The organism is Micromonospora sp. DT81.3, from assembly GCF_049847225.1.
In the GTDB taxonomy this organism is placed as follows: Bacteria; Actinomycetota; Actinomycetes; order Actinomycetales; family Microbacteriaceae; genus Microbacterium.
On record NZ_JBNCNY010000010.1, the window covers coordinates 109,802 to 135,846 of the forward strand.

A 26,045-nucleotide genomic window follows, 5' to 3' on the forward strand; every position below is an offset into this window, starting at 1 on the left:
TGTTCGTGCAACCGGGCGCGGGAGCCGCCGTATCCTGGTTTCACGTCGCGGGAGAGGGCCAGCAGTCGCTACCTTCGGGCGGTTCGCAACTGCCCGCCGAGTCGGTCGGACCGTCCGCGGCGGCGGAGCGGGCACTGCCCGTCGCCGGCACGACCATCGTCAACGTAACGGTGCGAGTGCCGGCTCAGACACCGGCGGGCGCCGCGTCATTCGCTCTCGGTGCGGCGTTGGAGGAAGCGCCGGATCAGATCGTGTCAGGACCGACGGTGGCGTTCCAGGTGCCGACCGAGGAAAAGCGCAAGTTCCCGTGGTGGATCGTGATCGTCGCCGCGGTGGTGCTCCTGCTGGGCGGAGCTGCGTTGATTTGGGCGCTGACCAGGCCCGATGACCCCGCAATGAGCCAGTCGCCGACACCGACGCCGACCCCGACGCCGGAAGTGCTGGCCAGCGAGTCCCTCGATGTCCCCGTGGGGAACACCATGGTCGACTTCGAGAAGCCCGAGGTATGGCCGAACTTGAACTGCAAGTTCCTTCCCGGCAGCGACCTGTGCTTCTTCGACGACGATGTCTACAGCAACGGTGTCCCCGGACTGTTGCCCCTCAACATCAACAGCACCACGTCCGCCGGCGTGGCCGTCGTCGCGAATGGTGACTACGACACGTGTGTCGAGGCAACGTCCGATCCGGAAGTCACGACCTATGCATCGGTCCCCGACTTGCCATTCGCTGTGTATGTCTGCTTCGTCACGGGTGCGCGTCACTTCGGCGTCTTGGAGATCGCGCCGCAGGTCGCGGGGGAAGCTGAGCGGACCATTGTCTACACGATCTGGGAGCGACAGGCCTGACGATGTCGCGCATGAGGGTTTGGGATCGTCGAAGGCGGTCGGACAGAGGCCGCGCCCTTGATCACGCAGGACCGTCGCAATGGGGTTGGGCGCCTCGCGGATCGGTGCCAGGTCGTTCACGGTGTCGAATGGGATGGTGCGGGCGTGGTCGCTGGTGCCACGCACAGGACGGGACGACGGTGCGCGCTGGACCTCTCACCGCGGGTCACCGTCGAACACGCCGATGGATTCGGACGGGGCGCGGGGCCCGTCCCGCCAAAGCGATGCGGGCCGGTAGCGACGAAAGTCCTCCTGTTCCGATCGGCAGCCTTCGCTGAGCTGACCGACCGCAAGACTCTTAGCCGCGACACGTCCTCAGCGTCGCGACGCGCACGCCGAACTCCGGTGGTACGTTGTGGCCGTGTCGGGTGCTGAGGGATTCGGGCCGCTGGGGCCCGGTGCCGCTGATGCGGCGCCATTCGTCGTCGGGGGGCCCTCGGAGCTGAGCTTGGATGGATCCCGAGCGGGCCGGGCATCCTTCACAGTGTCGAACGTGACGGGGCGTCCCGTGCGGGCGCGGCTGATGGTCCGTCCGGGCGTGGGCGCTGATCTGTCATGGTTCGCCATCGCCGGCCAGGCTGTGCAGCCTCCGCAAACCGCGCCGTCGGCCGTGGCGGAGTGGGCGTTGCCCGTGGCGGGGACGGCGACGGTGGATGTGGCGGTGAAGGTGCCGGAGAAGGCGCCGGCGGGGTCGTTCTCTTCCGTGGTGGGTGCGGCGTTGGAGGAAGCGCCGGATCAGGTGGTGTCGGGTCCCACCGTGGCCTTCCATGTGCCGGAGGCCAAGAAGCGGAAGTTCCCCTGGTGGATTCTGATCGTTGCGATGGTGGGGCTGCTGCTGGTCGGCGGCGGCATCCTGATCTGGAATCTCACGCGCCCGACAGCCGCGTGGTCCAAAGTCAACGAGGGGTCTTATGAGGCCTTCGGGGGAATGGACTTCGATCTGGACGGAGGGGGCGAAGACCTGGACGGGGAGGAGGGAGGCGCCGACGTCCGTTTCTCCTCACCGTGGTTCTCGAACTCGGTGGTCGGGGTGAGCGGCTCGGCCTTCGCACCCGGCGCCCGAGTCTCCATCGCAGAGGATGCGACCGTCGGCGCCTGTGAGTCCGCGCCGGACTATGACGACGACGAGAAGCAGAGCATTCTTCTGCCTGTCGACGAGTTCACAGTAGTGTGCGTGCGTTTCACCGACGAGGGCCGGATGGCGGCGATGAGGTTCTTTCCCGCCGACATGACTGGCAATTCCCACACATTCGTGTTCGTGGTGTGGGAGGACACGGCATGAGCGGTTCCACCGACGGTTTCGGTCCGTCGGGGCATACGGACGCTGCGGGTCCGCCCTTCGCCGTGGGGGGTCCGTCGCAGTTGAGTCTCGATGCCGGGCGTTCGGGTGCGGGGTCGTTCACGGTGTCGAATGTGACGGGTCGTCCGGTGCGGGCGCGGGTGCTGGTGCTGGCGGGTGCGGGGGCGGACGCGTCGTGGTTCCAGGTGGTGGGGGAGTCGGAGCGGGCGATGCCGGTGGCCGGGACGGCGACGGTGGATGTGGCGGTGAAGGTGCCGGAGAATGTTGCGGCGGGGGCGTTCTCGTTCGTGGTGGGTGCGGCGTTGGAGGAGGCGCCGGATCAGGTGGTGTCGGGTCCCACGGTGGCGTTCCAGGTACCCGACCCAAAGAAGCGGAAGTTCCCGTGGTGGATCGTGATCCTCGCTGCGGTGGCGGCGTTGCTGCTCGCCGGTGGCGGCATCCTGATCTACTCCCTCACACGTCCTGAGGGGCGCGACCCCGCCCCGTCACCCTCTGCGACGGCGGCGTCGACAACGCGGCCCGTCTTCAACCGCGACGACTTCCTGGTCGACGAGTCGTCGATGCAGGAGGACCTGGACATGGACGGAATCGTGGATGTGTCACTCTCCGACACCGACTTGAGTCCCGCCACGACCGTGCGCTCGCCGACGATCGTGAGCGGCACCACGCGGGGTGTGGGCCTGGTCGCCGATCCGACCTTCGAAGCTTGCCGTGAGGTGGTGCTCGGATCCGGATCCATCGCCATAGCGGAATCCGATGACGACGCGATCGTGTGCGTCTTCACCAGTGGCGGACACGCGGCCATTCTCGAGTTCGAAGCGTCGCTGCCGGATGAGACGCGTGAGGTTCGCTTCACCGTGTGGGAGTAGTCCTTCCCCGGCGACACTCGGTTCGGGCCGCATCGCGTGTTCGCGTGGCCTCGCTGGTACGGTGTGGCCATGTCGGGTGGTGAGGGTTTCGGGCCGGTGGGTCCGGCGGCCGCTGAGGGGCCGCCGTTCGCGGTGGCGGGGCCGGCGTCGGTGGCGCTGGATGCCGGGCGTTCGGGTTCCGGGTCGTTCACGGTGTCGAATATGACGGGTCGGCCGGTGCGGGCGCGGGTGCTGGTGCTGCCGGGGGCGGGGGCGGACGCATCGTGGTTCCAGGTGGTGGGGGAGTCGGAGCGGGCGATGCCGGTGGCCGGGACGGCGACGGTGGATGTGGCGGTGAAGGTGCCGGAGAAGGTTCCGGCGGGGGCGTTCTCGTTCGTGGTGGGCGCGGCGCTGGAGGAGGCGCCGGATCAGGTGGTGTCGGGTCCCACGGTGGCGTTCCAGGTACCCGACCCGAAGAAGCGCAGGTTCCCGTGGTGGATCGTCATCCTCGCGGTGGTACTGATCCTGCTGGTTGAAGGGGGCATCTTCGTGTGGAGGCTCCTGACATCAGACCCGGAGACCACCCCATCCGAGTCCCCGTCAGCAGCACCGAGCCCCACCCACGACGTTTATGGGGAGTATGACTTCGTCGCGTTCAACAACCTCATGTTCGACGTCGATGAGGGCGAGCGCGGCGACTACTACTCCGACGAATACAGGATCATCGACCTGCTGTTCGTCGGCAACATGGAGGCGGACGGCTTCCTGTCGGTCGTCGGGTACGACAGCCGGTTCCTGGCGTTCGTCGACGAAGGCACCTTTGAAGCCTGTGACGCCGCGGCGGGCTACACGCAGGGAGAGACCCTGCGCATCCCGCCGGAGGAGACCTCGTTTCTGTGCGTGAGATTCACAGATCAGGAACGTATGGCGCTGCTGACGATGGACCCCGCCAACCCGGCGAGCGGCACGCACGATATCTCCGCCATCGTGTGGGAACGGGGCGCCACCTAGTCACGAGTGCGCCTCTGGTGCCGCCGCACGGCGACTGCTACCTTGTGGCCGTGGCGACCAGAGGGACGCGGCGCTGCGAGTGGGTGTGGAACTCGCGAGGTCTGCCGACTGTCGCGGCGGCGATGGGCGCCGGCGCGCGCGCCCGCGTCGACCGCACGGCCCGGAGGGGGTAGGCCCACCATGGGAAACCCATTCGTCCGCACCCTGCTGACCGCCGTGGTCGCGGTCGCGCTGGCTACGGGTGCCTGCCTCGCTGCCTCGGTACTGTGGCCTGCTCTGCGGGAGCCGTGGGTGCTGATAGTCGTCGGCGGCATCGCCCTGCTCCTCGCCATCATGGCCGGCATCCTCGGCAGCTACGAGCTGACGACCGCCCGCGGATGGCTGCTGCTCGTACTCGATCACACCTGGTCGCTGCCCAACACGCTTTTCGGGGCGGTGGTGGGCAACATCATCTATCCGTTCTTCGGAAACCCGTCCACGTCGCTGAGCGCCGGAAAGGAATGGGTCTCCTACAAGGCGCGCGGGGCCTCCGGGTTCGGGGTGACCGTGTTGCAGACGCTCGGAACGGTCAATATCGGCGGTGCCGGCAATCACGAACGGGTGCACCTGCTGCAGGCGCGCATCCTCGGCCCGATCTTTCTTCCGCTCGTGGGTATTTCCTACGTGATCTTGACGCTCTTCCAATGCGTGTGGTCCCTCACCATCGGTCTCATCCTCCGACTCGCGAAAGTGCGCGACACGGCTTGGTTCCGAGCGCCCGCCACGTCGGCGGTACCCGGCTTCTGGGGCTGGATCTACTTCGCGACTCCGATGGAGCTGTGGGCATATGGCACCGAACCCTGAATCAGGGGACGACTTCGCCCGGGCCCTCGACCCGGTGGGGCAGTGGGCGCGCGCGGTCGCAGACCTCCCGGTCATCCACGATTTCGACGACGAGCACGAGGGCGACGGAGCCGTTCTGCTCCGTCCCCTCGAACTGGAGGCGGCGCCGGCGTCCGGACCGGACCGGCGGTACATCAGCAGTGCCGAGCTCTCGCTCGGCGTGCTCGTGACGACCGTCGGGCTCCCGGTCTTCGAGGCTGCCGGCATCACGAGCGGGCTGGCGCTGTCGGCGAGATCCGACGGCGAGTGGCCGATGGATGCGTCGGGCCCGAGCCTCGGACTCTGGCGCGCCCTCGCCCGGCCGCCGGCACCCGCCTTCATCCTGCGCGTGCCCGTGCGGCGCATCCTGGACCGCCCCGCAGCCCCGCTGGTGCGCGAGCCGCTCCGCACGGTGCCGGTGCACATGCGCGTGGTCAACGGCCGGGTCGTCGCATCCGACGGCCGTCCGCTCGCCGCGGCGCGGGTCGCCTTCACCGACTCCGGTGCCTGGGTGATGTCCGATCATCGCGGAAGGTTCCGCCTTCCAGTCGCCACGGTCGAGGGCGGTCCGCTCGTCCTGAGCATCCGCGCCCGCGGCATATCCGTCACGGCAACCGTCGACGCGCCCTCCGCGGATGCCGGCGGCAACGTCGGTGACCTCACGCTGCCTGTTCCTGAATCCGACTGATCGACACCGAGAAAGGACGACAATGCCCCAATACCTCACGCCGGGCGTCTATGTCGAAGAACTCCTGGCAGGGCCCAAACCGATCGAAGGCGTCGGTACCAACGTCGCCGCACTCATCGGGGTGGCCGACAATCCCGACGCACCGGTCGGCGTGCCGACCGCCGTCAACAACTGGACGCAGTACACGAACCTGTTCGCGGGTCCCGGGCCGAGCTCGGATCTGGGGCTCGCCGTGCACGGGTTCTTCCTCAACGGCGGTCAACGCTGCTACGTCTTGAACATCGGCAAGGACGGTTCCGTCGGCGGCACTTCTTCGCAGCGGGGCATCTCAGCGCTCGAGCCCATCGACGAGATCGCAATCGTCGCCGCTCCGGGATTCACGGATGCCGTGTCGTACGAAGCCGTGATCAGCCACTGCGAAGGGATGAAAGACCGCGTGGCGGTGCTGGATTTCCCGTCCGGCATCCGCGATCTGAACACCTTGACTCGGGCGGCGACGGCATCGGGGTCGGCGTCATCGAGCTCGTCGGCATCCGGCTCCGCCACTTCACCGTCCGGCGAAGGGGAGTCGGAGGCCGAGGGTGAATCGGATACCGAAGGGGCAGACGAGACACCTCCTCCACCCCCCGCGCCCGGCCGGCGCGGCGGCCCCGGCGGGGGCCCGAGCGAAGAGGGTTCTGCCGCCCGCGCGACGGACTGGGCGGCGCAGTACGGCCCCTACGTCTGGATCGTCGACCCCGTTACCGGCAAGCTTGTGCTGGCACCACCGTCGGGCCATGTGGCCGGTGTGTGGGCTCGTGTAGACGGAAGTCGCGGCGTGCACAAGGCGCCCGCGAACGAGACGCTTCGCGGCGCGGTCGACCTCGAGTACGCTCTGACCCCGAGCGAGCAGGGGCTGCTCAACAGTTCGGGGATCAATGCCATCCGGATGATGAACGGAAGCATCAAGATCTGGGGGGCCAGAACGAGGGCTGAGAGAGGCAGCGAGTGGACCTACTTGCCAGTGCGCCGGCTTTTCGCCTTCGCCGAGGAGTCGATTCAGCAGGGCACGAACTGGGTCGTGTTCGAGCCGAACGACCGGACGCTCTGGAACCTCCTCCGTCGTGACGTCGTCGCCTTCCTGCGCCGCCTCTGGAGCGACGGAGCGCTGTTCGGAGCGACGGAACGCGAGGCGTTCTTCGTCAAGTGCGACGCAGAGACCAATCCTCCGGAGAACATCGACGCGGGCATCTTGACGGCGCTCGTCGGGATGGCACCGGTCAAGCCGGCCGAGTTCATCGTCTTCAAAGTCAGCCAGTACGTGGCCGGCAGCGCCGGCGGAGAGGAAGCACAGTGAGCGACGCATCGGCGGCTCCCACGGCGCCGGCGGCTCCTGCCGCGGCCCAGCCCCTGTTCGAGGCACCGTTCGGAGCAAGCAATTTCAAGCTCGTGATCGGCAACCTCGCGGTCGGGCACTTCACGCAGTGCTCGGGTCCGCGGGTGCGGATCGACACGGTCGAGTATCGCGAGGCGGGTCAGTCCCAGGTGGTGCACCACATCCCGACGCTGGCCAACTACGAGACGCTGTATCTCCGGCAGGGGCTCACCCGCCAGACCGAGCTCTGGGACTGGTTCGCCGCGACGCTCCGCGGCGAGATCAGGCGGCTCGCGGTCTCGATCATCCTCCTCGACTCCCGCGGAACCACGCCGGTCGTCCAATGGGATCTTGCCGGGTCGTTCCCCGTGAGCTACGCCGGCGCAGAGCTTCAGGCCACCGGCCGCGAGGTGTACATCCACGAGTTCGGGCTGAAGTACGAGGGCATCGAGAGGGTGGGTTCCGGCAATGCCTGAGTGGCGTCGGCCGCGTCTGTGGAGGACGCTGGTCGCCGCCGGCAGGACCGCGATCGACCGCGTCGCCGACGGGGTGGACGCCCTCGCAGACGGGGCCGAGGCGCTGGCTCACGGCCTCCGCTCGCTCGGCCGCGGCCGGCAACCGGCCCCACCGGCGCCCACCGCGGATCCACGGCTCGCGGGCGTGGATCCGGCCCTCGCCGCCTACGTCGCCGCGCGCAATCCCGTGTGGTTCTCGTTCGAGGTGCCGGACAGCCAGCAGGAGGCCGAACCGGAAACCCCGTTCTCGTCGTGGAACGAGGCGTCCGAGCCGGCTCATGATCGTAACGGCGAGAGCCGGGGCGCGCCGGCCGCCCCGGAGCCCCCTTCGCCGCGTCGGGCCGCCGGGCGAGGCGCTCCTACGGCCGCGGAACTGCCGGGCGGGCGGCCGGTGCCGACGCGCGTGCACTTCCGCCGGAGGCGGGACGAGTCGGATGTTCCTCCGCCCTCCCGTCCCATCACCGCCCCTCCGAGCCGCGTGCCTGCGTGGAGCCCCTCTGTTCCTGGGCCGGCCACCGCAGACGGGTCTCCCGACGGGAGCCGGAAACGAGAGGCGCCGGCGGGGCGGGGCCCGGATGCGGCGTCTGCGGCTCCGGCATTCGCGAAGGTCACTTCCCCGCCGCCGCCATCGCCCGAAGCGGGATCGAGTTCCGCGCGAGAACGGCGCGAGGCGTCCGCGGACATCGGTTCGGCTGCACCGTCTTCTCGTGACACGAAGTCGCCCGCACCCTTTTCCTCCGTCCCGTTCGAGACGCGGACCGCGTTTGTGGAGCCGGCCCGGGGCGCAGAATCCCATACTCCGCCGGCCACCCGTCCGCCGTCCTCTCCGCAGCGGGACGAGGCGCCCCCGCCGCGTCGTCTTCCCTTCCCGGCATCGGCCGGCGACGCAGCAGTGGCCGCGCAACCCCACCGCCGATCGCCCGCACCGCAGGTCTCATCCGCGGTGCGCACCAGCGAAACCATCCGCACCACGTCACCTCCGGCCTCGGCACCGGCCCCGTGGCCAGAATTGCCGCCGTCGGGATGGAGTCCGATCGCCGGCGACGTCGTAGGCGGTCTGGCCTGGGCGTCGGTGGTCCAGCCTGACGTGCTCGTCGATGAACAGCGGAGCACGTGATGGAGCGGGTCGCATTCATCGTGGAGGAGACCGGTGAGCGGATCACGTGCATGCTCAACCCGGAGCACATCGTGCAGCGCCGCATTGCCGGGCTCGCCCCGCGGCGCAGCGGGGCGGGCATCGTCGCCGGCCCCGCACGATCTGACTCTCCGCTGCTGCACACCGGCGGCGGGCGGACGGAGATCGAGCTCCAGCTGCTGTTCGATGTCGGCCTGCTTCCGCCGCCCATCGTGCCGCCACCTCCTTCCCCGATCCCGGCCGAGGGCGGGGCTGGCGCGCCGAGCGAGGTCGAACTGGGCGAACTGGGACCGACGGAGCCCGGCCCCCCGCCGCCGGCTGCCGTCGCGCCGCCGCCGATCCGCCGGGATGTCCGGGATCACACGAGGCCGCTGTGGCAGCTCGCGGAGAACTCGGCGAACGGCGGTCGTGGCGTACCGCACGTTCGGATGGTGCTCGGCAAGGAGATGAACGTCCTCGCCGTCGTCGAGGCGCTCGCCGAGCGGTTCGAGCAGTTCGATGCGAGCGGAACGCCGAAGCGATCCTGGCTCAGCATGCGCCTCGTTCGTGTGCCCGACCCGAATCCTCCCGCTCCGGAGACCCCCGTGCCCGTCACCATCCCCGGGGCCGCCGCCGCGGAAGCGGCGGCCGCCGCGCCGGCCGCCATCCATGCCGTGATAGGCGCGGGCCCGTCGCCGGCGGGCGGCCCCCCGGCCGGCGGGGAGACCCTCCCCCAGATCGCTGCGCGCTACTTCGGCGGCCGTTCCGCGCTCTGGCGCTGGATCGCCGAGGTGAACCTGCTGGACGACGTCATCTGGCCCGAGCCCGGTCGCGACCTCATCATCCCGTCCGCTCCGGAGAACCTCCCGACGGAAGGGCCGCGATGACCGACCCCGCAGCCGTGGCCGCCATGGGACCGCATCGCGTCCCCGGCGTGACGTTGCGCATCGACGGCGACGAGATCGACGCCGTCGGAGTCGCCCTCCTCGCCGGCATCCGCGTTCGCCGCGAGGTGAGTGCGCCGGCGGCGTGCGCCATCACGTTCGAAGACCCTGCCGATGCGGTGGCGTTGGAGAGCATCCTCGCTCTCGGGGCGGCGGTAGAGGCATCCGTCGAGGGATTCTCGGACGCACTCTTCACCGGCGAAATCGTCTCCGTGGAGCAGGACTTCGGTGCGGATGGCACGCTGCAGGTCACGGCGCGCTGTCAGGACGCCGCGCACCGGCTGCGGGGGGACTCGCAACTTCGGGTGTTCGTCGACGTATCGGTATCCGAGCTCGTGCGAGAACTCGCGTCGGGTACAGGGCTCGACGTGGACGCGCCGGAGGAAGGGCCGCGCATTCCCCGCCTCGTACAGGACGGCCGGTCCGCGCTGGATCTTCTGACGTCGGTCACCCGCCGTGCCGGCCTGTGGTGGCGGGTGGATGCGTCGGGAAGCACTATCGAGCTGTTCGGGACCGGCGGCGCGGGCGAGGAGGTCAGCGTTGCGTATGGCGAAACGCTCCTGCAGGCAACAGTGACGGCAAGCTCGCTGGCGAACCGCTCGAGCTGGCGCGTGCTGGGGTGGGATCCCGTGACGGGGGACGTCGCGACGGGCTCCGCGGATGCCGACACTGCGGCACCGGGAGCGAGGGAAGCCGTCCTCGGCGGGGCGATGACCGCCGGCACTACGCACCTCGACGCGCTGGCGCGCGGACTCGCCGCCGATGACACCGCCGTAGGACGATCGTTGCGGGCGGTGATCGAGGGTGACCCCGCCGTCGCCGCGGGAACGACGCTCGTGGTCGACGGGCTCACATCCGGGGCATCCGGCTCGTTCGTGCTACTCGCCGCCGACCACGTCGTGGATCCGTTCGGGGGCTATACCTGCACCGTGACGACCACGACGCCCGAGCATCTTCGGCTGCTGCGCCGGCTGGACGAATCACCCGGGCGCGAGGCGTCCGCGATCACGGTCGCGGAGGTGCTGCGCATCGACGACCCGGACGCGAGGGGCCGCGTACGCGTGGGTCTCTCGGCGTACGACGGGCTGGAGTCCGAGTGGCTCCCGGTGCTCGCGCTGGGCGCGGGCGAGACGAAGGGGCTCGCCCTGCAGCCGGATATCGGGGACCGGGTCGTCGTCGCGCACGACTCCCGCGATCCGGGCCGGGGCGTCGTCCTCGGCGGACTGCGCACGTCCGACGCGGGCGAACCTGGAGTAGGCGTCGTGGACGGAGCGGTCGGCGTCTACGGTCTGCGGCTTCCGACCGGTCAGTCGCTTCGGCTGAGCGCCGACGGCGACAGCATCGTTCTCGCGAACCAGGGAGGCAGCCGCGTCGAACTCACCGCGGCGGGCATCGTCGTTCACGCGGCCGGCGATCTCGTGCTGGAGGCTCCCGGGCACCTTCTGCGGCTGCAGGCCGATCGGATCGAACTGGAGCAGGTGTGACATGTGGTTCTGGGTGACCCGAGACGCCGACATCCGCTGCGAGCACAAGCTCGGCAGGGTCGACCTGAAAGCCCCGGAGGACTTCGTCTTCGTGAGCGGGCAGCCGGTGCTGACCGACGGCGACCCCATCGGCCGCTCCATCGGGGGATGCCCCAACCTCAGCATCGGGATCAAGCCGTGCACAGTGACTGTGAACGTTCAGCGCGGCCACTCGGGATACGTGACGATCGCGGGCAAGCCGATCGTCCGTGCAGACCTTGCCGGGCTGACCGACGGCACCCCGCAGGGACAGGTGCAGTACCGGGTGCAGCACCCGGGACAGACGCTCGTGACGGAGGCGCCATGACGATCCAGGTCCCCACCAGACGAACGCCGCCCGTGTGGACGGCGTGGCGGTTCGGGCATCCCGACCTCGACGATGCCCTGCCGGGGCTGTCGGTCGGCCCGAACGGGCGCGTCGAACTGGTCCGCGACGCCGAGGCGATCCGCCAGGCGCTCATTCTGCTGCTGTCGACGCGGCCGGGCGAGAGGATCATGCGACCCGATTACGGCTGCGACCTCGCCGCGCTGCTCTTCTCGCCGAACGATGACACCACGGCGGGTCTCGCCAAGCACACCGTCCGACGAGCCGTCGAACGTTTCGAACCACGCGTCGTCATCCTCGGCGTCGATGCGGGCCCCGTCCCCGATGCTCCCGAACGTCTGCAGGTGACGCTCGATTACCGTCCGCGTATCGGAGGGCCGGCCGACCGGCTCGTCGCCGATGTGCCCTTGCAGGGAGGTGTCTGAACATGCCGCTTCCGATCCCCAACCTGGACGACCGCGATTTCGACCGGCTCGTGGCTGATGCAAAGGCTCTCATCGCCGCGCGCAGTCCGGAGTGGACGGACCTTTCGCCGGGTGACCCCGGGGTGACCCTTCTGGAGGTGTTCGCGTACCTCACGGACACGCTCCTCTACCGGGTCAACCGGATACCCGAGAAGGCGTTCGTGCAGTTCCTGGAACTGATCGGGGTGCGCGTCCTTCCGCCCGCCGCGGCATCGGTCGATCTCGTCTTCTCTCTGTCGGCGCCCGCGACGGCGGAGGTGGTCGTGCCGCGCGGAAGCCGCGTCGCGACGGTGAGATCGGATGCCGGCTCGCCGGTGTTCTCGACGGCCGCCGATGCCCGCATCGCCGTCGGCGAGCAGAGCGCCACGGTGCGCGCCTACGCAGGCGAGGTGGTCGACGGCGAGCACCTGGGAAGCGGTACCGGTAAGCCCGGCCAGCTCGTCCGGGTCGCGCATCCCCCCATCTCGCTGCCGACGGGCGATGTCTTCGACCTCATCGTCGGAGTGCAGGCGGAACCGGGCGAACTGCAGAACCGCGAGCCCGCCCGTCTGTCGGAGGGGGTGACCTACCGGATCTGGACGGAGGTCGAGCACTTCGGCGCCCCTCCGGGCCCCGAAGGCGAGGCACACCTCTATACCGTCGACCGGGCGGAGGGTGTGATCATGTTCGCACCTGCGGCCCAGATCGCGGACACCGCAGTCGGCGGCCCGGCGACGGAGGCCGCCACCGGGCGCCTGACCGCGCAGCCCATCGCGCTCGCCGAGGTTCCGGGACCGGGTCGCCGCATCGCGGTGTGGTATCGCCACGGCGGAGGAGCGAACGGCAATGTCGCGGCCGGCACCCTGACGACGTTGAAGGACGCCGTACCCGGAGTCACCGTCACGAACCCCGGCGCTGCAACGGGCGGGCGCGACCGCGAGACCCTCGAGAACGCCATGATCCGCGGCCCGCAGTCGATCCACACTCTCGACCGGGTCGTCACCGCACGTGACTACGAGCAGTTCGCGGTGGCCGCGAGCGGCGGCGTCTCGCGGGCGCGCGCCGTGACGCGTGCGGATGCGTGGGTGGGGGCGCCTCCGGGCGAGGTCCAGGTCTACGTGGTTCCCGCCGGCGCGGGAGACACGGGCGTGAGCGGGGACGCGCTCGCGGCGGCGATGAGCCCGGACGTCCTCGATCGCCTGGCCGAGGCTCTCCGATCCCGGCAGCCGATCGGGACACGCGTGCGGGTCTCGTGGGCGGGGTTCAAGCGCACCCTCGTGCGCGCGTCAGTCGTGGTGCACCGTGCAGAGGACCGCACCGCTATCGAGCGCCGGCTTCGCGACCGACTCGACCGGGTGCTCTCGCCCGTGCCGGTCGGCACCGAGACCGGCTGGCCGTTCGGCGAGCACCTGCGGGTGGCGAAGGTCTACGACGTGCTGCAGAGCGAGCGCGGTGTGCGCTACGTGTCGGATGTCACCCTCATCGTCGAGGATGTACCGGGGATCGTCCCCTCCCTCGTCCGCGACCCCAATCAGCGGAAGACGTGGTTCTCGGCGAGCGGCGAGCAGGTCTTCCGAACTGTCGATGACTCGACGGGGTGGGTGGCCGTCTCCCGGTTCGAGCGCGAGACGGTGGAACGCCTGGCGGTCCTGCGCGAAGCGCCCGGTTGCGTCGTGGCGGCCGCTCGGGTGGGCGAGACCGAGTCAAGTGCCGTGCACGTGTCGATGGATTACGGCGAGACGTGGGCACGCATCCGCGAGTTCGACTCGCACGTCGAGGACGTCGCGCTCGCGCTCATCGACGGCGAGCCCCACGCTTTCCTCGCGACGGACGCCGGCCTCTTCCGTCAGCCGCTGCAGGGCGAGGCGGTCGGCGACCGCATCCTGGTCGTCGCGGAAGATGCCGCCCTGGGCTTCTACGCCGTCACGACCTCCGTCGATCCGTCCGGTGCCCTCTGCGTCGCTGCGGCTGCCCAAGAGCTCAAGGGCGTGTTCGTGTCCTTCGCGGAGGGACGCCCGGGGACGTTCCTGAACACCGGTCTGAAGAACCAGGACACCCGCGTGCTCCGCACGCTCGAGATCGCGAACCGGCGCTACCTCTACGCGGGGGCGTATGCGACGGGCCAGGAAGAGGGGGCGGGCGTGTCACGCGTCGAGGTGCTCGGAGTGCAGCTCGACGCCAAGGGGTGGACGCCCGCCGGCGCGAAGTGGACCGGCGGAAGTTGCCGCGACATCGCGTTCATCGGCGAGACAGTCCTGGCCGCGACCGAGCGCGCCGGCATCGCGGTGGCCAACCCCCGGCAGGACGGCGGCAGCTGGCGGACCCCCACTCGCGACTGCGGGCTGCCGCTCCGCCAGGACGGCACCTTCCAGGCGCTCTTCACCATCGCAGCGAACGACGCTCGTCCCCCGCTCGCCCTGTGCGGCGGTCCCGACGGAGTCTTCCGCAGCGCCGACGGACGAACGTGGCGCCTCGCATCGCCCTCGGCTTTCGGCGACGAGGTCTCGCTTCCGCCGAACTGGCTGTTCGCCCCGGGCGCCCACGAGATCACGGTCGAGTACGACGATGCAGGCTGAAATCGAGGACGATGATGCAGGCTGAGCGGATCGCGAAGCTCCTCCCGGAGATCTACCAGCGCACCATCGTGGCGGGGACGCCGATCGCCACGCTGCTCGATGTGATGGCGCAGCTGCAGGACCCCGTCGAGGAGGTGCTGGCGCAGCTTCCCGACTACTTCGATCCTCAGCGCACCCCCGACCGCTTCGTGCCGTTCCTGGCGCGATGGGTCGACCTCGCCCGATGGCTCGATGAGACGTCCGAAGGTTTCGACTCGGGCGTCGGGCGGCTGCGTCAGGTCGTCGCGGCCGCCGCCCACCTCTCCCGCCTTCGCGGAACCGCGCAGGGCTTACGGGAAGCCCTCGAGTTGGCGACCGGCGTAAGTGGCGTCCGGATCGACGAAGAAGTGACGGATGCCGCCGGTCGAATACGTCCGTTCCATGTGGTCATCACCCTTCCCAAGGAGGCGGCCGTCCACCAGGTGCTCGTCAAGCGCATCGTCCAGCAGGAGAAGCCGGCGCATGTGACCGCCGAAGTCGTCTTCGAGAACGGATCGGTCGCTCCGGCGGCGGAGCCGGAGGAACCCGTCGCGCCGCCCACGCTCCCTGTCCGCGGGCCCGCGGCACCGCCCGAGCCGTCATTCCCCGGCAGCGAGCCGGCGCCGGTCCTCACAGGAGTCACGGAACCGCCGCCCCCGCCCGTCGTGGTGGTCACACCCGCCACTGTTCCGGTCGCCGTGCCGGAGCCCACGGCGCCCGAGCCTTCCCGGGCGCCTTCCCCCGCGCCTGAGGAGCGTCCGACGTGAAGGTGATGATCATCGTGCTCGTCGCCATCGCGGTCGCGGTGGTGCTCGTGCTCTTCTACGGAGGCTTGCGTCCTCAGGGCGACCCCGACGAGGCCCGGAACGGGGTGGAGGGCGGGCTGGGTTGGCTCATCCCCCGCCCGACGGTCGTGTTCGAGGACATTGCCGGCAAGGAGTGCGCCGACGAGGACATCCCGGGATTCTCCGTTCCTCCGACCGGATGCGCGATCGAGCTCGAGGCGCCCTCGCAGATCATCCTCTGCAATCCCGGTCCCGGCAACGTTGGTGTCGAGACCAGGGGCCGCGACTACCCGGATCGGGTGGTCGACCAGAACGCTCTGTCGTGCCTGGACCCGGAGCCGACCCCGATCCGGATCTACGACGCGGAGACGACGCTCCTGCTGACGTGCGACTCCCCAGGGGGGTGCACCGTGCGGCTCGTCGAGGAGGGTTAACCCGACCCGCTCGTCGGCGTCGGGTTTCGCGACGTCAGGGGGTTCGAAGCCTCGCGCTCTCTGAGCGGGCCGCCGCCCTGGCGCCCGAGGTTCAGCTGCTTGATCAGCGAGATGATGCCGCCGATGAGCATGAGCAGCCCCCAGATCGCGCCGACGATGGCGATGATGATCGCCCCGAGAGCATCCGTGATGCTCACCAGGATGACCGGCACGATCGAGTGCAGGATCATCGTCAGGAAGGTCAGGAGCACGGTCAGCAGCAACCAGAACACGAGGCGTTTGTTGCCCAGCATGCTCTGCTGCGCGACGATCAGGAAGACGATCGCCGCCAGCTGGAAGAAGATGATCAGGCCCAGCATCACGGCGGATGCTCCGGTGTCGAAGAACCCGAAGATCGCGAGATAGGCCAGGGTGCCGAACGGCGCGGCGAGGAACAGCGACACCATGATCGTCAGGGCGACGAAGGCGATGATCGCCATGACGATGCCGGCGATGACGGCCACGAGCCCGCCGAGCACGCTCAGGATCCCGCCTATCAGCGGGATCATCCGATTGCCTATCAGCAACGGCAGCGCCATCAACCCGACGATGACCAGGAGAAGCCCGTTCGGCAGGGCGAGGTAGGGAATCGCCAGACCAGGCGGATCCCCGACGTCCTCGCCGAAATCTCCCGAGTCAAGGTCCGCCAGATCCGTCGGATCGACGCCTTGGGGCACCGACGACGGGTCTTCTCGAAGTGACTGGATCCGTTCCTCGAACGGCGGCGGCGAGATGATGAACCCCGAGCCTATGCACACGAGCAGCGCGAGCACGATCGCGGCGACGGCTACCCATAGCGCCCAGGCGCGCAACTCCTTCACGGGTCCAGTGTGGAGCCCAGCGTCGGCCGCGTCCAGAGGCGGTCGCCGGGGAGCGGGAGCCATCGGTCGCACGGTTTCAGGACATGAGCGCGGAATCAGGACGACTCCGGCCGAATGGTACTGATCCAGCGCATTCCGCCTGCGCCCGTGTACTGGCGGCCGGCCGAGCCGCGAGCCCGGGGGTCAGCGCCGCACGTCGCGGGCGCAGGAGATGTCGCGGGAGCAGGGCGATTTCGGCTGAATCCTCCTGGTCCGGCGAGAACTCCTGCGCGCGCGTGCGCCGGCGCGCCCGGACAGCGTCGCTCAGCCGCGCGGCTCGTACCGGGTCGGCGGATGCACCGTGGCCACGAGGTCCCGGAGCTCGGCGGCGTTGCCTTCGATGAGGTGCTGCGCCCGCGCCTGCACGAGCAGGTTGCCGATGGCGGTGGCCTCGACCGGACCCGCCAGCACCGGCAGGCCGAGGTGGTCGGCGGTGCGCTGGCAGAGCAGGGTGTTGAGCGATCCGCCGCCGACGATGTGCACCACCTCGACCGTGCGGTCCGCGAGCTGGGCGGCCGTGCGCACCGACCGCGCGAAGGTGTCCGCGAGGCTCTCGATGATGCTCCGCGCGAACTCGACGCGCGTGCGCGGCACCGGCAGCCCATGCGCGCGGCAGTGCTCGGCGATGCGGTCGGGCATCTCGCCCGGCGCCAGGAACGCCGGGTCGTCGGCGTCGAACACGGCGACCTCGTCGCGCAGCTCGCCGGCGGCCTGCAGCAGCGTCGGCAGGTCGATGCGCTCGCCCTCGCGCTCCCAGTGCCGGATCGATTCGCTCAGCAGCCACAGACCCATCACGTTGTGCAGGAAGCGAACGGTGCCGCCGACGCCGCCCTCGTTCGTGAAGTTGGCCTCGCGCGCGGCCTCGGTCGTCACGGGGTCGTTCAGCTCGAGTCCGACGAGGCCCCACGTGCCGCACGAGATGTAGGCGGCGCGCGCCGGATCCATCGGTACGGCGAAGACCGCCGATGCGGTGTCGTGCGAGCCGACAGCGGTGACCTGCACGTGCGCGGGCGCGCCGAGTGCTCCGCGCACGTCGCCGAGCAGGGTGCCGAAGCTCTCGCCCGGCGAGATGAGGGTCGGCAGGATGCCGGCGTCCGCGCCGGTGAGCGCAACGAGCTCGGGCGACACCTCGCCCGTCCGGACATCGATCAGACCCGTCGTCGAGGCGTTCGTGCGCTCGAATCGGGCCTCACCGGTGAGCCAGTATGCGAGCAGATCGGGCACGAGCAGCATCGTGTCCGAGACCTCGAGCAGCGGCCCCGCCGCCTCGGCCGCGAGCTGGTAGATCGTGTTGAACGGCAGGAACTGCAGCCCGTTGCGCGCGTACAGGTCGGTGTGCGGCATCCGCCGGTGCACCGCCCGCACGCCCGCCTCGTTCCGGTCGTCGCGGTAGTGGAACGGCACGCCGAGCAGCTGACCGCGGCGGAGCAGTCCGTAGTCGACGGCCCACGAGTCGATGCCGATGCTGCCGATGTCGTCGTAGCGGCGGAAGGCCTCGGCGAGACCCGCGGATGCCGCGCCGTACAGGCCCAGGATGTTCCAGTGCAGCCCGTCGATCGTCCGCACCGGATCATTCGGAAAGCGCGCGACCGTCTCGGTCTCGAGGATCCCGGGCCCGACCCGTCCCACGATCACCCGGCCGCTCGTCGCGCCCAGGTCGATCGCGGCGACGCGCCCGCCGCGCCCGCCTCGCCCGCCCTGTCCGCCCAGCCCGTCGCTCATCCCCGGGCTCCCGCCGACACCGAGCGCGAAGGGACGCAAACTGCTGCCTGGCGACCCCCCGAATCCGCGGATTGCGTCCTTTCGGCAGCGCGGCGGGAGGAGGTGCGCGAAGGAACGCGAAGTGCTGCCACGAGGGGTCCCGGGGCCGCGGATTGCGTCCTTTCGGCAGGGTCAGGGGTTCGAGCCGGCTCGGGGGGCGTCCCCTCGACCCCGCTCATCGCAGGAAGGCGGCCGCGACGCCCGAGTCGACCGGGATGTGCAGCCCGGTGGTGAGCTGGAGCTCAGGGCCGGTGAGGGCGATCACGGCGTTGGCGACGCTCTCGGGCAGGACCTCGCGCTTGAGGATCGTGCGCTGCGCGTAGAACTTGCCGAGGTCCTGCTCGTCGACCCCGTAGGTCTTGGCGCGGTTCGCGCCCCAGCCGGAGGCGAAGATGCCCGAGCCGCGAACGACCCCGTCCGGGTTGATGCCGTTGACCCGCACGCCGTGCTCGCCGAGCTCGACGGCCAGCAGCCGCACCTGGTGCGCCTGGTCGGCCTTGGTCGCCGAGTAGGCGATGTTGTTCGGGCCTGCGAAGACCGAGTTCTTCGACGAGATGTAGACGATGTCGCCGCCGAGCTTCTGGTCGATCAGGGCCCGGGCCGCGGCCTTGGACACGAGGAACGAGCCCTTGGCCATGACGTCGTGCTGCAGGTCCCAGTCCGCCTCCGTGGTCTCCAGCAGGGGCTTGGACAGCGAGAGCCCGGCGTTGTTGACGACGAGGTCGAGCCCGCCGAAGGCGAGCACCGCGTCGTCGATCGCGCGCTGCACCGCCGCGGCATCCGCCACGTTCGCGGCGATGCCGATCGCAACATCCGTGCCGCCGAGCTCCGCGGCCGCGGCCTGCGCCTTCTCGAGGTCGAGGTCGGCGACGACGACGCACGCGCCCTCCCCGGCGAGCCGGGTCGCGATGGCCTTGCCGATTCCGGATGCCGCGCCGGTGACGAGCGCGATGCGCCCGGCGTGGGTCTTCGGCTTCGGCATCCGCTGCAGCTTCGCCTCTTCGAGCGCCCAGTACTCGATGCGGAACTTCTCGGCATCGCTGATCGGCGTGTACGTCGAGATCGACTCCGCGCCGCGCATGACGTTGATCGCGTTGAGGTAGAACTCTCCGGCGACACGGGCGGTCTGCTTGTTCGCGCCGAAGCTGAACATGCCGACACCCGGCACCAGCACGATCAGCGGGTCGGCGCCCCGGATCGCGGGCGAGTCCGGCTCGGTTGCTGAGCCTGTCGAAGCATGCTTCTCGTAATACGCCGTGTAGTCGGCCCGGTACGCCTCGTGCAGCTCGGCGAGGCGTTCGATCGACTTCTCGACGCTCGCATCGGACGGCAGGTCGAGCAGCATCGGCTTGACCTTCGTGCGCAGGAAGTGGTCGGGACAGCTCGTGCCGAGCGCCGCCAGCTTCGGAGCATTCGCCGAAGCCAGGAACTCGAGCACTCGCGGGTCGTCGTTGTAGTGGCCGACCATGGGCTTGTCGTGCGACGCGATGCTGCGGATCGTGGGGGCCAGCGCGGCGGCCTTCGCGCGGCGCTCGTCGTCGGGCAGCGGCGTGAACTTCTTGCGCTCCTTGCCGAAGGGCTCCTTCTTGCCGTTCGCGTCGAGGTAGGCCTGCGCGGTCTCGATGATCCAGAGCGAGTTGGTCTCGGCCTCTTCGCTCGTCGCGCCCCACGCGGTGATGCCGTGGCCGCCGAGGATGCAGCCGATCGCCTCCGGGTTCTTCGCCTTGATCGCCGCGATGTCCAAGCCCAGCTGGAAGCCGGGGCGCCGCCACGGTACCCACACGACCTTGCCGCCGAACGCCTTCTTGGTCAGCTTCGCACCGTCCTTGGCGGTCGCGAACGCGATGCCGGAGTCGGGGTGCAGGTGATCGACGTGCGCCGCGTCGACCAGGCCGTGCATGGCGGTGTCGATCGACGGCGCGGCGCCGCCCTTGCCGTGCAGGCAGTAGTCGAAGGCCGCGACCATCTCGTCTTCGCGGTCCACGCCGGGGTAGACATCCACGAGCGCGCGCAGGCGATCCAGACGCAGCACGGCGAGCCCGGACTCGGTGAGGGTTCCGAGGTCTCCGCCGGAGCCCTTCACCCACATCAGCTCGACGGGTTCGCCCGTGACGGGGTCGGTCTCCGAGCCCTTCGCCGACGTGTTGCCGCCGGCGTAGTTCGTGTTCTGGGGATCGGCGCCGAGGCGGTTGGACCGCGCGATCAGGTCGGTGACGGCCTGGGTGGTCATGAGAGGGATCCTTCGGTGAGTGGTGCGCCTGCTCCGAGTGCGGACACGGGGGTGGGCGCGGACACGGGGGTGGGTGTGGACGCGGGGGTGTGTGTGGACGCGGGGGTGGATGTCGCGAGTGCAGCGAGCCGCCCCGCGATGCGGTCGATGGATGCCTCGAAGCCAGGCTCCTGCGGGCGGTTCAGGTGGCCGTGCTCGGTGCCTGCCTCGGTGAGCACCTCCACGTCGACGCCCGCCTCGGCGAGCGTAGCGGCGAAGGCCTCGCCCGAGACGCGAAGCTCGTCGACGTCGCCATTGATCATGAACGTGGGCGGGAAGCCGGCCAGATCGGATGCCGTGGCCAGGCCGGGCACGGCGGGCAGCGGTGCCTCGTCGCCGCGCGGCAGAGGGTGACCGACGAAGTTCTCGTACATCTCCCGCACGCTGTCCGGGCCGAAGCGGTCGGCATCCGGGCGGGCATCGAGCGCGGCGCGCAACGCCGGCGGGGTCGGGGGCTGCACGGCGTGCAGGGTCGGGTAGGCCAGCACCACGGCCGCGGGAAGCTCGCGGCTCTCGCCCGCCCGGCTTTCGCCGTCGAGCAGGCGAAGGACCGCGCCGGTCACGAGGTTCGCCCCGGCGCTTGCGCCGCCGATGGCGAGGCGCGCGATATCGATGCGCAGGCGAGCGGCGTTCTGCACGGTCCAGGACCAGGCGGCCAGTACGTCATCCGACGGCGCCGGGTAGCGGCATCCGTCCCCCGCGAGGCGGTAGTCGACCGAGACGACCGTGATCCCCCGTGCGGTGAGGGCGTGCGCCACCGCGTCCGCCTCGGGCATGTCCAGCGCGCCGCCGGCGAAGCCGCCGCCGTGCGCCCAGACCAGACCGGCGCCGAGGGGAGTGCGCCCGGGATAGACCCGCACCAGGCCCTCGGCCGCGGCATACGGTTCGCTCATCGTCGCTACGCTCCCCAGCCGGCCTGGACGCCGCCGACGCGGTCGGCCTCGATCTTCTCCTGGTAGCCGGATGCCGCGAACGCGGCCATCGGGTCGGCCGGAAGTCCGCGGGACTCGCGCCATTCGGCGAGGCCGGGGCGCACGTCGGTGTAGAACGCGTCCATCAGCACGGCGTTGGCGGCGAGGACGTCGCCGGACACCTGGGCGGCGCGAAGCGCCTCCTCGTCCACGAGCAGGGCGCGCGCGGTCATCTCCTGCACATTGAGCACCGAGCGGATCTGGCCGGGGATCTTCTTCTCGACGTTGTGGCACTGGTCGAGCATGAAGGCCACGTCGGGGTTGTTCAGGCCGCCGCCGCGGATCACCTCGAAGAGGATCCGGAACAATTGGAACGGGTCCGCGGCGCCCACGATGAGGTCATCGTCGGCGTAGAAGCGGGAGTTGAAGTCGAACGAGCCGAGCTTGCCGAGGCGCAGCAGCTGCATGACGATGAACTCGATGTTGGTGCCGGGTGCGTGGTGTCCGGTGTCGAGGCAGACCATCGCGCGCTCGCCGAGGGCGGCCACCTGCACGTAGGACGTGCCCCAGTCGGGAACGTCGGTGTGGTAGAACGACGGCTCGAAGAACTTGTACTCGAGCACGAGGCGCTGCTCACCGCTCAGGCGGGCGTAGATCTCCTGCAGCGACTCCTGCAGGCGGTCCTGGCGGCCGCGCAGGTCGGCCTGGCCGGGGTAATTGGAACCCTCGGCGAGCCAGATCTTGAGGTCGCGCGACCCGGTGGCGTCCATGATGTCGATGCACTCGAGGTGGTGGTCGATCGCCTTGCGGCGCACGGCCGAGTCTTCGTGCGTGAGGGCGCCGAACTTGTAGTCGTCGTCCTGGAAGGTGTTGGAGTTGATCGTGCCGAGCGCGACGCCGAGGTCCTCGGCGTGGCGGCGCAGCACGGAGTAGTCGTCCACCTTGTCCCACGGGATGTGCAGCGCGACACTCGGCGCGAGGGCCGTGACCCGGTTCACCTCAGCGGCATCCGCGATCTTCTCGAACGGATCGCGAGGAGTGCCCGGTGTCGTGAAGACCTTGAATCGGGTGCCTGAGTTGCCGAACGCCCACGACGGGAGCTCGATGCCCTGGCCCTCGAGGGCGGGGAGGATCTGTGCGGGAAGGCTGGTCACGGTGCGTCGCTTTCTGTGGATGTCGGTGCGTCGTCGTCTCGCCGGCGCTCACTCGCTGCGAGCGGGTCTCCGGCCGCGGCGAGCTGGTCTTCGAGCTGGAAGATGGGGGTGAGCGGGGTCGCCGCCTGGTCGGGGCGGCCGTCCAGGCCCACGAAGAACGGGGCCATCTCGGCCTCCCAGCGCGCGGCGAGGGGCGACGCCGCGAGGTAGGCCTGCGCGGCGACGTCGTCATCGGTCTCGTAGTAGCCGACGAGCCGGCCGCCCTCGCCGAGGAAGAGGGAGTAGTTGCGTCGTCCGGCGGCGGCGATCTCGGCCAGCATGTCGGGCCGCACCGGAGTGTGCCGTCGGATGTACTCATCGAGCAGCTCCGGCTTCACCCGCAGTTCGAAGCACACGCGCTCGGGCGCTTTCTCGCTCGTCATCGAGAGGGCTCCTTGGGGATTCGGGGTGGGGCGCTGGGGAAATGAATCGTTTCAAGAATAGGCCACATGAGACCTTCCGGCAAGCCGGATCCCTCACAAGCGGGTCGGGGATTGTAACGTTTCACCGTAGGGTGTAAGTGCGGCCGCATCGGCCCAGTACTCGAAGGGGAGTGCCCATGGAGCAGCAGGAGCGCGCGCTGGCGGCCTACATCGACACTGTGAGAGAGCATCCGGCGACGCTCGCCGTGATCGTGGTCGGCTCGGTGGCCCGCGGCGACGAGCGGGCGGAGAGCGATGTGGATGTCTACCTCGTCGTCGACGACGCGAGCTTCACCGCGGCATCCGCCGAGAACCGCCTCGCGTGGATCGAACGCCGCGACGCGGACTACCCGGGCTCCTACATCGACATCAAACTCTCCAGCCCGGGCTACCTCGCGGCCGCCGCCGAGCACGGCGACGACCCGACCCGCGCCTCGTTCGCCGGCGCCCGCGTCGCCTACGCGAGGAGGGACGCTTCGCGTGTGGACGAATCGAGCGTCGACGGATCGAGCGTCGACGAATCGAGCGTCGACGGATCGAGCGTCGACGCCCCCGACCTCGACGACCTGATCGGCCGCATCACGCGTCTGCCCGACGGCGAGTGGGAGGAGCGGGTGCGCTCGCACCTCGCGCAGGTCCGCCTGCACGGCGGCTACTTCCTGCGACAGGCGGCGGAGCGCGGCGACGAGTTCCTGCTCCGCCACGCCGCCCTGCACCTCGCGCTCGCCGCCGCGAGAGCCGCCTTCGCCGCCGACCGCACGCTTCTGCAGGGACCGAAGTACGTCAGTCGGACGCTTCGCGGCGTCCCCACGCCGGAGGGGTTCCTCGAGGCCTGGGACGACGTGGTGGCGTGCCCCGGTCTCGACACCGGCGAGCGCCTGATGCGCCTCGTCGAAGAGTGGCTCGGCGACCGCCTCGACGCCGACCGCACGCTGTCGACCTTCATCCGCGACAACGAGCTCGCCTGGCTGCGCGGCGGCGTGCCGGCCGAGTACTACTGAGCCGGCAACGGCTGGTCTCCGGCATCCCGTGCGGTGACCTGCACGGGATGCCGGAAGCATCTGCGGCACGCCTCACCCCTTGACGGCACCGCTGGTCATGCCCGCGACGATCTGGCGGTTGAAGAAGATGTAGAGGATCAGCGGCGGAATCGTGATGAGCAGGATGTCCATGAACAGCAGGTTCCATTGGCTGGGGTTCTGACTCGAGAAGTTGTACAGCGTGAGCTGGACCGTGGCGTTCGCATCACCCGGGAGGAAGTACAGCGGTCCGGTGAAGTCGTTGAAGACCGCAACCGCCTGCACCACGATGACGGTGACGACCACCGGCTTGAGCAGCGGCAGCACCACCCGGAAGAAGAGTCGCATGGGGCCGGCTCCGTCGATGATCGCCGCTTCGTCGAGCTCGCGGGGGATCGTCGAGACGAACGCCCGGAACAGCAGGATGCAGAACGAGAGCCCGAAGGTCGCCTCGATCAGGATCATGCCGGGCAGCGTCTTGAAGATGCCGAGGCCCTGCATGACCCAGATGGTGGGCACGACGGCCGGGGGGACGATGAGTCCGGCGAGGACGAAGAAGTTGATCAGGTGATTCCAGCGCAACTTCCGGCGCTGGAGCACGTAGCCGACCATGGCCGCGAACACGACCATGAGAATGACGCTGACGATGGTCAGGATCGTGCTGTTGACGAACGCGCGGACGAGGATGTAGTCGCGGGTCTCCAGCACGGTGACGAGGTTCTCCCAGAGCATCCAGCCCTGCTGGGGGAGGGAGAACTCGAACAGCGCCGCTTCGGCCGGGTTCTTCGCGGCGGTGAGGAAGATGAACGCGAACGGCACGATGAAGACGACGATCGACACCAGGATCGCGATGATGCCGAGGAGGTACTTCCTCAGGAATCGCTGGAGCGTCAGAGGCCGGCGATCCGCGCGCAGAGTGCGCCCGTGCGAGTCGGCGGTGGTGATCGTGCGTGTGAGCGTCATGATTCCACCTGCCGACGGGTGAGGAGGTACTGGATCGGGAGGACGATCGCTGTCACGACGAGGAAGAGGATGACGTTCCCCGCCGTCGACAGGCCGTAGAAGCCGGCCTGGTACTGCTTGTAGATCACCGAGGCGACGACGTCGCTCGAAAAGCCGGGACCACCGCGGGTCATGGCCCAGATGAGCTCGAAGTAGCGGAGACCGCCGATGAGCGAGAGCAGGATGACCGTGGCCGTGGCGGGCCGGACGAGCGGCAGCGTGATGTGCCAGAAGTTCTTCCACGACCCGGCGCCGTCGACCTTCGCCGCCTCGTAGTACTCCTGCGGAATGGCGACGATGCCGGCGATGTAGATGAGGGTGGCGATCCCCACGCCCTTCCACACGTCGACGAGGGCGACGGAGTAGAGCGCGAGCGCGGGGTCGGTGAGCCAGTTCGGGCCGTCGATGCCGAAGACTGCGAGCGACTTGTTGATGAGTCCGTCGAACGGGTCCATCAGCACCTTGAAGGTGACGCCGATGCCGATCGTGGAGACCAGCACGGGGAAGAAGATCGTGGAGCGCAGGTAGCCCCGGCCGAGGATGGCACCCGTCAGGAGCACGGCGAGAGCGAGGCCCAGCACCACCTTGAGCCCGGAGGTCAGGAACCCGTAGATGAAGGTGTTGATGAGGCTCTGGAACATCATCGGCTCCGTGAAGAACGTCACGAAGTTGTCGAACCCGATGAAGGTGGCGTCGAACAGCGTCCATCGGGTGAGCGAGAAGTAGAACGAGGCGAAGGTGGGGACCGCGAACAGCACCACGTAAAGGACGCCCGAAGGGATGTAGAACCAGAGGGGATACGGGCTCTTCATACTGCGACGCTTGGCGGGGGTGGCTTTCGCGGGGGCGCTCGGCGGCGCTGCGAGTGTGGTCATGTCATCTCCATCGATGTGCCTGCTTCTGGATGAGGGGTGGGGGCCGCGGCGGGCCCCCGCCCGCCCCGCGC

24 protein-coding genes are annotated in these 26,045 nt (G+C 69.5%); 16 read left to right on the forward strand and 8 right to left on the reverse strand.

What is annotated here, in order from left to right; translation table 11 throughout:
- Positions 1 to 266: 266 nt before the first annotated feature.
- The 15 genes from ACPW96_RS19145 (at position 267) to ACPW96_RS19215 (ending at position 15,623) form a co-directional block, all read left to right on the forward strand.
- Positions 267 to 845 (forward strand): hypothetical protein, encoded by a 579-nt coding sequence (locus ACPW96_RS19145; RefSeq protein ID WP_425884989.1) that lies wholly within the window; start codon positions 267 to 269, stop codon positions 843 to 845.
- Between the two features lie 532 nt (positions 846 to 1,377).
- Complete coding sequence (locus tag ACPW96_RS19150; RefSeq protein ID WP_425884991.1) at positions 1,378 to 2,166, forward strand: hypothetical protein; 789 nt, start codon at positions 1,378 to 1,380, stop codon at positions 2,164 to 2,166.
- Positions 2,163 to 3,053 (forward strand): hypothetical protein, encoded by an 891-nt coding sequence (locus tag ACPW96_RS19155; RefSeq protein ID WP_425884993.1) that lies wholly within the window; start codon positions 2,163 to 2,165, stop codon positions 3,051 to 3,053. The genes ACPW96_RS19150 and ACPW96_RS19155 overlap by 4 nt, the downstream gene beginning before the upstream one ends.
- Before the next feature lie 69 nt (positions 3,054 to 3,122).
- Positions 3,123 to 4,043, forward strand: coding sequence for a hypothetical protein (locus ACPW96_RS19160; protein WP_425884995.1), 921 nt, complete (start codon positions 3,123 to 3,125; stop codon positions 4,041 to 4,043).
- Positions 4,044 to 4,223: 180 nt separating this feature from the next.
- Positions 4,224 to 4,886 (forward strand): hypothetical protein, encoded by a 663-nt coding sequence (locus tag ACPW96_RS19165; protein ID WP_425884996.1) that lies wholly within the window; start codon positions 4,224 to 4,226, stop codon positions 4,884 to 4,886.
- Entirely contained in the window at positions 4,870 to 5,592 is a 723-nt protein-coding gene (locus ACPW96_RS19170) for a carboxypeptidase-like regulatory domain-containing protein (RefSeq protein WP_425884998.1), read from the forward strand. The genes ACPW96_RS19165 and ACPW96_RS19170 overlap by 17 nt, the downstream gene beginning before the upstream one ends.
- A gap of 22 nt (positions 5,593 to 5,614) precedes the next feature.
- Positions 5,615 to 6,928 (forward strand): phage tail sheath family protein, encoded by a 1,314-nt coding sequence (locus ACPW96_RS19175; RefSeq protein WP_425885000.1) that lies wholly within the window; start codon positions 5,615 to 5,617, stop codon positions 6,926 to 6,928.
- Entirely contained in the window at positions 6,925 to 7,422 is a 498-nt protein-coding gene (locus ACPW96_RS19180) for a phage tail protein (RefSeq protein ID WP_425823644.1), read from the forward strand. The genes ACPW96_RS19175 and ACPW96_RS19180 overlap by 4 nt, the downstream gene beginning before the upstream one ends.
- A gap of 1,155 nt (positions 7,423 to 8,577) precedes the next feature.
- The gene (locus ACPW96_RS19185) at positions 8,578 to 9,462 is read left to right on the forward strand and encodes a hypothetical protein (protein ID WP_425885002.1); all 885 of its coding nucleotides are present in this window, start codon (positions 8,578 to 8,580) and stop codon (positions 9,460 to 9,462) included.
- Positions 9,459 to 11,003 carry a phage baseplate assembly protein V gene (locus ACPW96_RS19190; protein WP_425885004.1) on the forward strand — a complete coding sequence of 515 codons (1,545 nt, stop codon included), beginning with the start codon at positions 9,459 to 9,461 and terminating at the stop codon, positions 11,001 to 11,003. Before ACPW96_RS19185 ends, ACPW96_RS19190 begins: the two co-directional genes overlap by 4 nt.
- 1 nt (position 11,004) lies before the next feature.
- On the forward strand, positions 11,005 to 11,349 hold the full coding sequence (locus ACPW96_RS19195; RefSeq protein ID WP_425885006.1) for a hypothetical protein: 345 nt from the start codon (positions 11,005 to 11,007) through the stop codon (positions 11,347 to 11,349).
- On the forward strand, positions 11,346 to 11,792 hold the full coding sequence (locus ACPW96_RS19200; RefSeq protein WP_425885008.1) for a GPW/gp25 family protein: 447 nt from the start codon (positions 11,346 to 11,348) through the stop codon (positions 11,790 to 11,792). Before ACPW96_RS19195 ends, ACPW96_RS19200 begins: the two co-directional genes overlap by 4 nt.
- A 2-nt stretch (positions 11,793 to 11,794) precedes the next feature.
- A complete protein-coding gene (locus ACPW96_RS19205; protein ID WP_425885010.1) occupies positions 11,795 to 14,386 on the forward strand; it encodes a baseplate J/gp47 family protein in 2,592 nt (863 codons plus the stop codon).
- A gap of 11 nt (positions 14,387 to 14,397) precedes the next feature.
- Positions 14,398 to 15,171: a phage tail protein gene (locus ACPW96_RS19210; RefSeq protein WP_425885012.1), complete on the forward strand. Its 774-nt coding sequence runs from the start codon at positions 14,398 to 14,400 to the stop codon at positions 15,169 to 15,171.
- Positions 15,168 to 15,623, forward strand: coding sequence for a hypothetical protein (locus ACPW96_RS19215; protein ID WP_425823658.1), 456 nt, complete (start codon positions 15,168 to 15,170; stop codon positions 15,621 to 15,623). The genes ACPW96_RS19210 and ACPW96_RS19215 overlap by 4 nt, the downstream gene beginning before the upstream one ends.
- Here ACPW96_RS19215 and ACPW96_RS19220 read toward each other — a convergent pair.
- From ACPW96_RS19220 to ACPW96_RS19245, 6 genes are all read right to left on the reverse strand, one after another.
- On the reverse strand, positions 15,620 to 16,483 hold the full coding sequence (locus ACPW96_RS19220; protein ID WP_425885013.1) for a hypothetical protein: 864 nt from the start codon (positions 16,481 to 16,483) through the stop codon (positions 15,620 to 15,622). The two genes, ACPW96_RS19215 and ACPW96_RS19220, sit on opposite strands and share 4 nt — an antisense overlap.
- A 303-nt stretch (positions 16,484 to 16,786) precedes the next feature.
- Positions 16,787 to 18,244, reverse strand: coding sequence for a rhamnulokinase (locus ACPW96_RS19225; RefSeq protein WP_425885015.1), 1,458 nt, complete (start codon positions 18,242 to 18,244; stop codon positions 16,787 to 16,789).
- Between the two features lie 214 nt (positions 18,245 to 18,458).
- Positions 18,459 to 20,513 carry a bifunctional aldolase/short-chain dehydrogenase gene (locus ACPW96_RS19230; protein ID WP_425885016.1) on the reverse strand — a complete coding sequence of 685 codons (2,055 nt, stop codon included), beginning with the start codon at positions 20,511 to 20,513 and terminating at the stop codon, positions 18,459 to 18,461.
- On the reverse strand, positions 20,510 to 21,445 hold the full coding sequence (locus ACPW96_RS19235; protein ID WP_425885018.1) for an alpha/beta hydrolase: 936 nt from the start codon (positions 21,443 to 21,445) through the stop codon (positions 20,510 to 20,512). Before ACPW96_RS19235 ends, ACPW96_RS19230 begins: the two co-directional genes overlap by 4 nt.
- 5 nt (positions 21,446 to 21,450) lie before the next feature.
- Positions 21,451 to 22,617: an L-rhamnose isomerase gene (gene rhaI / locus ACPW96_RS19240; protein ID WP_425885019.1), complete on the reverse strand. Its 1,167-nt coding sequence runs from the start codon at positions 22,615 to 22,617 to the stop codon at positions 21,451 to 21,453.
- The gene (locus tag ACPW96_RS19245) at positions 22,614 to 23,039 is read right to left on the reverse strand and encodes an L-rhamnose mutarotase (protein ID WP_425885020.1); all 426 of its coding nucleotides are present in this window, start codon (positions 23,037 to 23,039) and stop codon (positions 22,614 to 22,616) included. Before ACPW96_RS19245 ends, rhaI begins: the two co-directional genes overlap by 4 nt.
- Positions 23,040 to 23,215: 176 nt before the next feature.
- Here ACPW96_RS19245 and ACPW96_RS19250 point away from each other — a divergent pair, with 176 nt between their 5' ends.
- Positions 23,216 to 24,079: a nucleotidyltransferase domain-containing protein gene (locus ACPW96_RS19250; RefSeq protein ID WP_425885021.1), complete on the forward strand. Its 864-nt coding sequence runs from the start codon at positions 23,216 to 23,218 to the stop codon at positions 24,077 to 24,079.
- Positions 24,080 to 24,151: 72 nt separating this feature from the next.
- On the opposite strand, the gene ACPW96_RS19255 is transcribed toward ACPW96_RS19250, so the two are convergent.
- Both ACPW96_RS19255 and ACPW96_RS19260 read right to left on the reverse strand, forming a co-directional pair.
- Positions 24,152 to 25,060, reverse strand: a complete 909-nt coding sequence (locus ACPW96_RS19255; RefSeq protein WP_425885023.1) for a carbohydrate ABC transporter permease — start codon at positions 25,058 to 25,060, stop codon at positions 24,152 to 24,154.
- Positions 25,057 to 25,974 (reverse strand): carbohydrate ABC transporter permease, encoded by a 918-nt coding sequence (locus tag ACPW96_RS19260; protein WP_425885025.1) that lies wholly within the window; start codon positions 25,972 to 25,974, stop codon positions 25,057 to 25,059. The genes ACPW96_RS19255 and ACPW96_RS19260 overlap by 4 nt, the downstream gene beginning before the upstream one ends.
- Positions 25,975 to 26,045: the final 71 nt, after the last annotated feature.

Bases quoted from the DNA above. Each gene is read 5' to 3' on its own strand.
- ACPW96_RS19165 (WP_425884996.1), top strand. From the start codon at position 4,224: ATGGGAAACCCATTCGTCCGCACCCTGCTGACCGCCGTGGTCGCGGTC.
- ACPW96_RS19185 (WP_425885002.1), top strand. From the start codon at position 8,578: ATGGAGCGGGTCGCATTCATCGTGGAGGAGACCGGTGAGCGGATCACG.
- ACPW96_RS19250 (WP_425885021.1), top strand. From the start codon at position 23,216: ATGGAGCAGCAGGAGCGCGCGCTGGCGGCCTACATCGACACTGTGAGA.
- ACPW96_RS19175 (WP_425885000.1), top strand. From the start codon at position 5,615: ATGCCCCAATACCTCACGCCGGGCGTCTATGTCGAAGAACTCCTGGCA.
- ACPW96_RS19245 (WP_425885020.1), bottom strand. From the start codon at position 23,039: ATGACGAGCGAGAAAGCGCCCGAGCGCGTGTGCTTCGAACTGCGGGTG.
- ACPW96_RS19225 (WP_425885015.1), bottom strand. From the start codon at position 18,244: ATGAGCGACGGGCTGGGCGGACAGGGCGGGCGAGGCGGGCGCGGCGGG.
- ACPW96_RS19190 (WP_425885004.1), top strand. From the start codon at position 9,459: ATGACCGACCCCGCAGCCGTGGCCGCCATGGGACCGCATCGCGTCCCC.
- ACPW96_RS19200 (WP_425885008.1), top strand. From the start codon at position 11,346: ATGACGATCCAGGTCCCCACCAGACGAACGCCGCCCGTGTGGACGGCG.
- ACPW96_RS19195 (WP_425885006.1), top strand. From the start codon at position 11,005: ATGTGGTTCTGGGTGACCCGAGACGCCGACATCCGCTGCGAGCACAAG.
- ACPW96_RS19235 (WP_425885018.1), bottom strand. From the start codon at position 21,445: ATGAGCGAACCGTATGCCGCGGCCGAGGGCCTGGTGCGGGTCTATCCC.
- ACPW96_RS19210 (WP_425885012.1), top strand. From the start codon at position 14,398: ATGATGCAGGCTGAGCGGATCGCGAAGCTCCTCCCGGAGATCTACCAG.
- ACPW96_RS19155 (WP_425884993.1), top strand. From the start codon at position 2,163: ATGAGCGGTTCCACCGACGGTTTCGGTCCGTCGGGGCATACGGACGCT.
- ACPW96_RS19255 (WP_425885023.1), bottom strand. From the start codon at position 25,060: ATGACGCTCACACGCACGATCACCACCGCCGACTCGCACGGGCGCACT.
- ACPW96_RS19170 (WP_425884998.1), top strand. From the start codon at position 4,870: ATGGCACCGAACCCTGAATCAGGGGACGACTTCGCCCGGGCCCTCGAC.
- ACPW96_RS19230 (WP_425885016.1), bottom strand. From the start codon at position 20,513: ATGACCACCCAGGCCGTCACCGACCTGATCGCGCGGTCCAACCGCCTC.
- ACPW96_RS19205 (WP_425885010.1), top strand. From the start codon at position 11,795: ATGCCGCTTCCGATCCCCAACCTGGACGACCGCGATTTCGACCGGCTC.
- ACPW96_RS19260 (WP_425885025.1), bottom strand. From the start codon at position 25,974: ATGACCACACTCGCAGCGCCGCCGAGCGCCCCCGCGAAAGCCACCCCC.
- ACPW96_RS19160 (WP_425884995.1), top strand. From the start codon at position 3,123: ATGTCGGGTGGTGAGGGTTTCGGGCCGGTGGGTCCGGCGGCCGCTGAG.